The 9,293-nt window shown below is 67.8% G+C and carries 12 protein-coding genes; 5 read left to right on the plus strand and 7 right to left on the minus strand.

What is annotated here, in order from left to right; all coding sequences use genetic code 11:
• Window positions 1-13: 13 nt before the first annotated feature.
• Entirely contained in the window at window positions 14-571 is a 558-nt protein-coding gene (locus tag AC0QDI_RS08870; protein ID WP_474667268.1) for a metal-dependent hydrolase, read from the minus strand.
• A gap of 132 nt (window positions 572-703) precedes the next feature.
• Here AC0QDI_RS08870 and AC0QDI_RS08875 point away from each other — a divergent pair, with 132 nt between their 5' ends.
• Window positions 704-889 (plus strand): HVO_A0556 family zinc finger protein, encoded by a 186-nt coding sequence (locus tag AC0QDI_RS08875; protein WP_474667270.1) that lies wholly within the window; start codon window positions 704-706, stop codon window positions 887-889.
• On the opposite strand, the gene AC0QDI_RS08880 is transcribed toward AC0QDI_RS08875, so the two are convergent.
• The 4 genes from AC0QDI_RS08880 to AC0QDI_RS08895 form a co-directional block, all read right to left on the minus strand.
• On the minus strand, window positions 886-1,044 hold the full coding sequence (locus AC0QDI_RS08880; RefSeq protein ID WP_474667272.1) for a hypothetical protein: 159 nt from the start codon (window positions 1,042-1,044) through the stop codon (window positions 886-888). The two genes, AC0QDI_RS08875 and AC0QDI_RS08880, sit on opposite strands and share 4 nt — an antisense overlap.
• A gap of 139 nt (window positions 1,045-1,183) precedes the next feature.
• Window positions 1,184-1,372, minus strand: coding sequence for a DUF8028 family protein (locus AC0QDI_RS08885; protein WP_098724445.1), 189 nt, complete (start codon window positions 1,370-1,372; stop codon window positions 1,184-1,186).
• Window positions 1,373-1,380: 8 nt separating this feature from the next.
• Entirely contained in the window at window positions 1,381-1,572 is a 192-nt protein-coding gene (locus tag AC0QDI_RS08890) for a DUF7511 domain-containing protein (RefSeq protein ID WP_474667274.1), read from the minus strand.
• 282 nt (window positions 1,573-1,854) lie between these two features.
• Window positions 1,855-2,964, minus strand: coding sequence for a S1C family serine protease (locus tag AC0QDI_RS08895; protein WP_474667276.1), 1,110 nt, complete (start codon window positions 2,962-2,964; stop codon window positions 1,855-1,857).
• A 165-nt stretch (window positions 2,965-3,129) separates the two neighbouring features.
• Here AC0QDI_RS08895 and AC0QDI_RS08900 point away from each other — a divergent pair, with 165 nt between their 5' ends.
• The 4 genes from AC0QDI_RS08900 (at window position 3,130) to AC0QDI_RS08915 (ending at window position 7,671) form a co-directional block, all read left to right on the plus strand.
• Window positions 3,130-4,509, plus strand: a complete 1,380-nt coding sequence (locus AC0QDI_RS08900; RefSeq protein WP_474667278.1) for a tRNA pseudouridine(54/55) synthase Pus10 — start codon at window positions 3,130-3,132, stop codon at window positions 4,507-4,509.
• Between the two features lie 53 nt (window positions 4,510-4,562).
• A complete protein-coding gene (gene rnhB / locus AC0QDI_RS08905; RefSeq protein ID WP_474667280.1) occupies window positions 4,563-5,234 on the plus strand; it encodes a ribonuclease HII in 672 nt (223 codons plus the stop codon).
• Between the two features lie 115 nt (window positions 5,235-5,349).
• Window positions 5,350-7,158: an alkaline phosphatase D family protein gene (locus tag AC0QDI_RS08910; RefSeq protein ID WP_474667282.1), complete on the plus strand. Its 1,809-nt coding sequence runs from the start codon at window positions 5,350-5,352 to the stop codon at window positions 7,156-7,158.
• Window positions 7,159-7,290: 132 nt separating this feature from the next.
• Complete coding sequence (locus AC0QDI_RS08915) at window positions 7,291-7,671, plus strand: DUF8147 domain-containing protein (RefSeq protein ID WP_474667326.1); 381 nt, start codon at window positions 7,291-7,293, stop codon at window positions 7,669-7,671.
• A 40-nt stretch (window positions 7,672-7,711) separates the two neighbouring features.
• Here AC0QDI_RS08915 and AC0QDI_RS08920 read toward each other — a convergent pair whose 3' ends face one another.
• A complete protein-coding gene (locus tag AC0QDI_RS08920; RefSeq protein WP_474667284.1) occupies window positions 7,712-8,053 on the minus strand; it encodes a hypothetical protein in 342 nt (113 codons plus the stop codon).
• A 25-nt stretch (window positions 8,054-8,078) separates the two neighbouring features.
• Window positions 8,079-9,131 carry a lysostaphin resistance A-like protein gene (locus tag AC0QDI_RS08925; protein WP_474667286.1) on the minus strand — a complete coding sequence of 351 codons (1,053 nt, stop codon included), beginning with the start codon at window positions 9,129-9,131 and terminating at the stop codon, window positions 8,079-8,081.
• Window positions 9,132-9,293: the final 162 nt, after the last annotated feature.

A 9,293-nucleotide genomic window follows, 5' to 3' on the forward strand; every position in this document is an offset into this window, starting at 1 on the left:
ACGCACCCGGCGCTCAGGAGCCGATCCCGAGCCGGCGCTCGAGCGAGTCGAACACCCACTCGAGCCCCGGCATCCCGTCGCGGTACCAGGCGACGACGGCGACGGCGAAGAGGCCGAACTGCACCCACTCGTAGCTCCCCAGCTCGTAGTAGTGGAGGAACGCGTCCAGGATGCCGGCGACGGGTTCCTCGGGGGGCTGCTCGAGGACCGGCCAGAGGAGGTACGCGGCGTGTGCGAACTCCCCCGAGAGGACCCGCGGCGGGACGTCCGCCAGCAGGTGCGAACAGTAGCCGATCAGGAAGGCGACGCCGATCGCGCGGCTCTCGAGTCGATCCGCGACGAGGAGGACGGCCGGCACGAGGAGGGCGACGACGAACAGCGAGTGCGCGAGGGTGCGACCGCCGGGCAGGACGCCGAAGTTCCACGCGAGGGGCTTATCGATCAGGTCCGGCGTCTGCGAGCCAAAGGCGAGCGCGATCGCCGGCACGGCACGCGGCGGGCGACCGAACCGGCGGTGCGTGACGACGGTGTAGAGCAGATAGGCGACGGCGAGGTGTCCCCAGGGCCACATCCCCCGAGCGTTCGCCGGACGCGTGCATAGATGCTTCGGCTCGACGCGACGACGGTGGGGCTGCGGACCGCGATGGCATCGCTGCATAGGCATGGCCAACCGTTACCCTCATCTCGAGTATCCAGTCAATACATGGCGAAATCAGAGTCAGCGCAGTCGGCCGGGCAACAGCAGTTGCTCGCGATGCTCGAGGGACGGTCGTGCGATGACTGTCCGGACGGCGAACTCGAGCGGGGGACGTACAAGGACAACAGGGCGATCATCTGCGATAGCTGCGGGACGCCCCGCGTCCAGGTCTGGTCGGCGTCGCTCGACTAGTACTCGAGCGCACCGATCCAGGCGTCGCCGCTACTGACTGTACACCACTCGCGGTGTGCGTCGTGACAGCGCGAGTCCATCACCTGGCCACAGCGGCACCAGTGCTGTGCCTCGCCGGGAACGGACCGTCGGCAGAGCGGACATCGGGTACGCATAGTATCGTCTACCACGATTCGATAGATACCGCTTTTCGGTGCAGCGCTGACAGGTCACGAACGCGACCGAGAGGCGGCCTCAAAGGAAGGTGTAACGGCAGTAGTCGAGGGAGCGCCGTAGTGGAAACGGGGGCGGCGATCACCGGGATCGCGATCCCGAGTAGTCGTGGCCGACGACGAGGGCGAGCGCGTGAACCGCCAGGAGCGCGACGAACAGCGACAGGCGACTCATCGAGTCGATCCCGGCGAGAATAACGGGTACGTAGACGATCGGTAACAGGGTGCCGAGCCAGAAGCCGGCGGCGGTGACGGAGTGCCGGAGATGCATCGTCGGCACTAGCACATTGACTGGAGGTCGACGAACGAGTCGTCGTGCGCCGAGATCCAGGCGGTCATCAGTTCCTCCTCGCTAGCCTCGGACGGAAAGATCGCGCACTCGTCCGGGGCCCCGTCGTTTTCGACGGTGACGTGATCGAGCTCGGCGGTCGGTCCCTCGGTGTCTGGCGTGTGGAAGTCGGCATCGGTCATGGGCTATCGGGCGACGAATACTCGCGCCGGACGATGCTACCGGAGACGACACTATTGTTATCGAGTATCTAATCGAATCAATTCGGTCGATAGCGATCGATTCCGTCCCGATTCAGACGGTTCAATCGTCCGAAAAAGAACTCGATGAGCGGTGACGTGTACGATACCGCTATCAACGCTCGAGGACGGATATCGAGGTGAAGTGACGGCATAACGGCTCGTTTCGAACGACCTAACGTGTCGTTCCGCCGGATCGGACGGCTCGGGTCGCCGACCGACCGCCTATACCGACGGCCGGGCGTCGAGCGTCAGCGTTCTGGTGATCGCGCGCCCGTTTCGCCGGAGACCGACGTCGAGCGCGTCGCCGGGGCTGGTCTCGAGCGCGAGGTACGTCGACAGCGCGTGGCGGTCGGGGATCGGTTCCCCGTCGAGCGTGCGGATGACGTCGCCGCCGACGGGGATCGGTTCCCCGCGCCGCTCGACGGACCCCGTGGCCGGCTCGAGCACGCCGTCGGCGGCCGAGCCCTCGTCGATACCGGTGACGATGACCCCGGACGCCGCCTCGAGATCGTTCGCCTCGGCGACGAGTCGGTCGACGGGGTAGAGGCCGATCCCCAGGTAGGAGTGGTCGTACGATCCCGAGTCGATGAGTGTCGGAACGACGCGTTCGGTGAGCGCGGCCGAAATCGCGAACCCGATGTTGTCGCCGCCGCCCGAGTTGATGACCCCCACGACGTCCCCTTCCAGATCGACGAGCGGGCCGCCGCTGTTGCCGGGGTTGACCGCCGCGTCGGTCTGGATGACGTTCGGGTAGGAGAACTGTCGATCGGGGAGGTCGAGCGTCCGGTTGACGCCGCTGACGATCCCCGACGACATCGAGCCGTTGAGACCGAAGGGATTGCCGACCGCGGCCACCTCCTGTCCGACGACGGGCCGTTTCTCCGTCAGGGGAAGCGGCGGTGCCGTCTTCGGGACGTGATCGGCCTCGAGAACGGCCAGATCGCTGTAGTAGTCGCGACCGACGAGCGTGGTCCCCGTCCAGTCGCCGTTGGTGTACTGGAGGTCGGCAGCCGTTCCGTTCCCGATGACGTGGTCGTTGGTGACGATGTGACGGTCGTCGTAGACGAACCCCGATCCCTGCCCGCGTCCCTCGGCGCCGGTGGTCGGATCCCGGAGCCCGAAGACGCGAATCTGCGCGACAGAGCCGATGATCGCCTCGTAGAGGTCCGTGAACGCCGAACCGTCCGCGAGGGCCCCTCGATCGATCTCGTGCGAGGAGTTCCCCTCGATCGAGTCGTCGGCTCGAGGCGCCACGCAGCCGGCGGCGACACCGGCGAGTCCGGCGCTCGCGGCCGCGAGAAAGGAACGGCGATCCAGTCGAGAATCGTCCATGACCGGGAATTGGACCCGACCCATTTGAACCTCCGGGCCGTCGGCCGGCGTATTCCGGCCGTGTCGGTCAGTTCGATCGGGACGTGAGCCCCGACAACAGCCGATCGGACGCATCGTCCCCGCGAAGGGAAAACGTGTTACCCGCGGCCCCCCGATTCTCGAGACATGATCACGGAAGACGCCCGCGCGTTGCTGGCGACCGGTGCCGTCTGCGACTCCTGTCTCGGACGGCCCTTCGCCGAGCGGAGTTTCGGGCTGACCAACGCCGAGCGCGGCCGGGCGCTACGGACGACGGTCGCGCTGGCCGACGACGAGGATTTCGAATCCACCGACCCCGCGGGCTGTTGGGTCTGCGAGGGCTACTGCGGGACGTTCGACGCCATCGCCGACGCGATCGTCGACGCCCTCGAGGGGTGCGAGTTCGCCACCTATCAGGTCGGCAGTCGCATCCCGCCGCTGGTCGAGGAGAACGAACGGCTGCTCCGGGAGGACGCCGGCCTCGAGCCCGACGTCGGCGAATCGATGAAGCGCGAGATCAACCGGGAGGTCGGCCGGCGCGTCGGCGCGAAGACCGAGACCGAGGTCGACTTCGACCGGCCCGACGTGCTCGCCATCGTCGACCTCGAGGGGTTCGACCCGCGCGAGACCCTCGAGTCGGGGACCGTCACGAGCCACGCGGTCGACGTCCAGATCAATCCCGCGTTCGTCTACGGCCGCTACCGCAAGCTCGAGCGCGACATCCCCCAGACGGAGTGGCCCTGTCGGGAGTGCGGCGGCAGCGGCATCCAGCTCGGCGACGACGGCGAGGTGCCCTGTGACTACTGCGGCGGCTCCGGCTACCTGTACGACACGAGCGTCGAACAGGTCGTCCGCCCCCACGTCGTCGACGCGATGGACGGCGACGAGGGAACCTTCCACGGCGCGGGCCGGGAAGACGTCGACGCGCGCATGCTCGAGGGCGGCCGGCCGTTCGTCCTCGAAGTGAAACGACCCCGCGTGCGCGACCCCGACCCGGAGACGCTCGAAGCGGCGATCAACGCGGCGGCCGAGGGCTCCGTCGAGGTCGACGGCCTTCGGCTGGCGACCCACGAGATGGTCGAGCGCGTCAAGGAACACGACGCGAGCAAACGGTACCGGGCCGACGTCGAGTTCGCGGAGTCGATCGACGAGGACGCCTTCGACGCGGCGCTCGACGAACTCGAGGGGACGACCGTCGATCAGTACACGCCGGAGCGGGTCGACCACCGGCGGGCGGGTCTGACCCGCGAGCGGACGGTCTACGGAATCGACGGGGACCTACGGTCGTCGGCCGAGGCCGAGGTCCGAATCCACGGCGAGGGCGGCCTCTACGTGAAGGAACTCATCAGCAGCGACGACGGCCGAACCGAACCGAGTCTGGCGGGCTTGCTCGAGGTCGACGCCGAGGTGACGGCGCTGGACGTGACCAGCGTGGAAGGGGAAGACGAGCCGTTCGAGCTCGAGGAGTTCTTCCTGGACGAGCCCCGCGCGGACCGCGAGGAAGAGACGGCAGAGACGGCCAACTGAATCGGTTCCGCCGAGTCGCAACGATTTTCCGCTCCGCCACCGATCGCCAGCGTATGCCATTCGGCGTCGACGAGGCCGGCAAGGGACCCGCGCTGGGGTCGATGTTCGCCGCGGCCGTCCACCTCGAGGAGCCGAGCGTTCTCCCCGACGGCATCAGGGACTCGAAGCGACTCTCTCCCGAGCGACGCGAGGAACTGGCGGCGACCCTGCGCAGCGACGACCGGCTCGCGATCGGCGTCGCCGAGATCACGCCGGCGCGGATCGACGACCCCGAGACGGACATGAACTCGCTTGCGGTCGCGGCCCACGCCGAGGCGATCGAAGCGGCGATCGATGGGCTCGAGCGCGCCGCTGACGCGAGCAGTCCGGTTTCGGGACTCTGCGACGCCTGCGACACCGACGCCGATCGGTTCGCCCGCCGAGTCACCGCCGCGTGCCCGCTCGAGGGGCTCTCCGTCGACGCGCGCCACGGGGCCGACGACGAGTCGCCGCTGGTCGGCGCGGCCAGCATTATCGCCAAGGTCGAACGCGACGCGCACATCGCGACCCTCGCCGACGAGTACGGGCCGATCGGCAGCGGCTACCCCGGCGATTCGACCACCCGCGAGTTCCTCGCGTCCTACGTCGACGAGCACCGCGAACTCCCGCCGTTCGCGCGCGGATCGTGGTCGACCTGCGAAGACGCGCTCGCGGCCGCCGAACAGACCGGGCTCGAGAGATTTTGACCGTTCGCGACGCGCTGATTCGACGCGAGCGGGGCGATCGCCGGTCGGTTCGGCGGGATTCGTCGCTGCGTCGGACCCATAGACATACGGTCTCGCACTCCCCCACAGAGTCTATATGGCGGACGACATCGACTTGGGCGGGCGCGACGAGCCGTTACGGGGTGACGACGATCACGCCGAACTGCTGTCTGAACTCGACTCGCACGACCTCTCAGTCGCGACCGATCCCGACCCCGACGCCGACACGGGCAGGTTCGAGTACGACCCTAACGCGGATCCGGACGCGACGTTCCCCCAGTCGGTCGCCAGCGGCGGGCCGACGCCGACCGGGGTGATCCTCTGGACCCGAATCGCGCCCGCCGCCTTCGATCCGGACGAACCACTCGCCGTGCGCGTGGCCCGCGATCCGGATTTCGACGACGTCGTCTACGAGGGCGTGATCACCGAGGCAGAGCGAGTCCGGGCCCACGACTACACGGTCAAAGTCGACCTCGACGGCCATCTCGAATCCGACCGTGAGTACAGCTACCGCTTTTACTACCGCGACACCGCATCGCGGATCGGACGGTGCCGGACGCTGCCCGAACCCGACGCGTCGCTCGAGTCAGTGCGGTTCGCGGTGCTCGCCTGCCAGAACTTTCTCAACGGCTACTATCCCGCGTATCACTACGTCGCCCGCGAGGACGTCGACTTCCTCGTCCACGTCGGTGATTTCATCTACGAGTCCGAGGAGGGCCACTTCAAGGGCCTCGGCTCGTACGACTACCCCGGCCGCGAGAAGTCGTTGCCGAGCGGGAACGGTCGCGTCTGGGACCTCGAGGACTACCGATACCTGTACCGAACGTATCGGAGCGACCGCTTCCTCCGGGAAGCGCTGGAATCGCACACGCTGATCGCCGGCTGGGACGACCACGAGATGGTCAACGACCTGTACTGGGACAGGCGGACGGACGCGCCCGCGGGTGACCACCCGCGGGGCGACGACCCCGAGTTCATGACCGATCTCGTCGCCGACGCGATGCACGCGTGGTGGGAGTACGTTCCCGCCCGCGTTCACTACGATCCCGGCGGCGACGACCTCCAGGACCGGTTCCAGCTCTGGCGGAAGTTCGAGTTCGGCGATCTCGTGACGCTCGCGATGACCGACGAACGGCTGTTTCGCGACCCCCCTCGAGAGGCGATCCCGACGCCCGACAACGTGGGGCCACACCGCGAACCGCCCGGCCGGACGATGCTCGGTAGAGACCAGCGCGAGTGGCTGATCGATACGATCACCGGCTCGGAGACGACGTGGACGGTGTGGGCCGACGAGGTGCTGACCGTCCCGCTCCGCGTCGGTTCCGGGCCGCTCTCGCTCTACCCCGTCCAGGGCGGGTGGGACGGCTACACGAGAGAACGACTGCAGATTACCGAGGCGATCGCGGCGGCCGACATCGACAACTTCGTGACGCTGACCGGCGACATGCACTGCTACGTCGCCGCGTACTCACAGACGTCGTATCCCGGCCGGGTTACGGGCGGGCAGGGCGTCGCGCAGGGCGAGCGGATCGGCGTCGAGTTCATGACACCCGCCGTGACCTCGCTCAACGTCGCGGAGGCCCTGCATCTGACCCGCGGCTGGCGACGGCGGCTCACCGAACCGCTGTTGTCGTGGCTCGTACCCGCGATGAACCCGCACATCGAGTTCTTCGACAGCCACCACTGGGGGTATTCGGTGGTCGAATTCACGCGCGATGCGTGTACGTACGTCGGCTACGCCGTCGATAAGACGACGAACAGTCCCGACGCCGATCGGGCGGTCGTGGCCGCCTATCGCGTCCCCGAGGGCGAGGTCGCGCTCGAGGACGTGACCGAGCGGTATCGGTCGGAAAGCGACGCGACGAAATCGCGAGGGGAGCGCGACGCGGGCTCGGGGACACGATAGGCGGTCGGCAGAACGGTCCCACCCGCGCTGCTCTCCTGCTTGAACGAGGCGGTACCGGACGAAATCGCAGTTTCGACGCCGCTCTTTCGAAGTAGCTTTCGTCGACTACACGGTGGGATCACTGTGAACGGAATGCACCTTCGACGGATCGGCTACGCCGCGGCGGCGGGAATCGCGACGTTTCTCGCGGTCGGCGTCGCCGTCTCCGAGCTCCTGTTACCGGCCGTCGAGTTCTCGGTGCTCGTCGGTATCCCGGCGGGACTGGTCGCGGGCACCCTGATCGCGGCCCTTGTCATCGCTGGATTCGGACGAGCCACGGGTCGGGTGTACGAACCGATCGCCGCGGGGCTCGGGACGTTCGGCGTCGCGTTCCTCGTCGTCTTCGCCGTCGCGGTCGGGTCGGGGCTGGCGAGCGTGACGATATCGATCGTCGGTGCGACCTTCGTCGGAATCGCCGCGGGATCGCTCGCCGGCGTTCGATCGCGCCGCGAATCGGCGTCAGCCGCGCCGTGATGCGGGCGACGTAACGACTCATCGGCGGGACCCCGCACGATCAGGCCGACCACATCGCGTAGACGTAGCAGCCGACCCCGAGAAAGACGAAGAGCGACGAAAGCAGGTCGATGGCGGCCGCGCGCGTGAGGACGGCAGCGAACGTGAGGACGCCCCCCGTGACGAGACAGGCCGCGGCCGCGGTCAGCACTGACCGCGGATTCGCGGTCGGCTCGTACAGCATCACCCCGACGGCGATCGCGATAACTCCGAAGCCGAGTTCCGCGACGATGGCCGCCAGCGGATCGTTCGCGACCGTCGCGTAGACCAGGACGACGAAGTAGCCCAGGATCAGGGCGACGATCGCTCGAGACCGAGCCGTCGACCCGGCGGTCGCGTTCATGCCCCATCCCACTCGCTCCCGGGCCTTAGCTTTCGAGGGTGTCGGCCCACTCGAGGTCGAATCCCTCGTGGACGACGAACTCGAGGGCGTTGACCAGGTAGTGAGCGACGACCACCACAAGCAGGCTCCCGGTGACGATGTAAACGGCCGCGAGGGCGAACCCGAGGAGGCCGGTGACGACGACGCCGACCGACCCCTGCATGCCGTGGCCGAGCGCGAACGCGATCGAGGAGCCGACCGCGAGCAGCCACGGCGAGAGGCCGAAGCCGGCGGCGGGGACGCCGATCAGTGCCGCCCGGAAGAGGAACTCCTCGAAGACGGCGATGATCGGCAGGACGCCCAGCAGGAGGATGAGCCAGCCGCCGATCGAGTCGGGCGAGAGCAGTTCTCGAAGCGCCTCGTCGTGGTCGAACCCGAACCGCGTCGCGGCCGCCGCGGCCAGTTCGTTCGCGAGGTAAAAACCGAGCCCGGCGGCCGCACCCAGGAGCAGCCCCGTCTCGAGGTATGCGAGCGAGAACTCGATGCCAAGCGCCGACGCCGGAATCGCCGCGTACACCACCGCGCCGAGCAGGACGAGCGCGAACAGCCCCTGGGAGAAGGCGACGTTCGCGAGGACCATTCCGGTCGACAGCGAGCCCGGATCGACCCCGCGCTCGGTCGGCCGGCGCTCGTCGCTCTCGATGGTGCGCTCGCGGTGCGCACTCGAGTCGTCGGATTCGATTCCGCCGGTGCTCTCGTCGGGTACGCCAGCAACGCTCTCGTCGGATACGCCAGCGGTGCTTTCGTCAGACACACCAGCGGCGCTTCCGTTCGGCCGTGGAACGGCGCTGGCTGGGTCGTCGTCGGACCGTGCGTTCCGGGTTGAATCGCGATCCGTCGCTGCCGGGTTGCCGTCGAACTCGGACGACGACTCGAGGGGTCGTTGACTCGAGGTGGTCGTCCTGTCAGCCGACGCTCCGGGGCCGTCGCTGGAGTCGGGGTCTCCGTCTGTGAACGCGGATTGGGTGAGATACGATAAAACGAGCAGCAATACGAGGACGACGCCCGTAATGCCGACGAACGTCGCCCACTGCGGCATTTACTGTGGGCTCGGGTTCGAGCCGCCGGCGGAGCCGACGGTGCCCTGGTCGAACGCCGTGCCGGTGATCGACTTGAGGCGGTCGACCAGCGAGTCCTTCTTCGGTTCGCCCATGAGGGCGACGTCGAGGACCTCGCTGATGTTCGAACAGGGGATGATCTC

It is taken from the genome of Natrinema sp. LJW11, assembly GCF_056135975.1.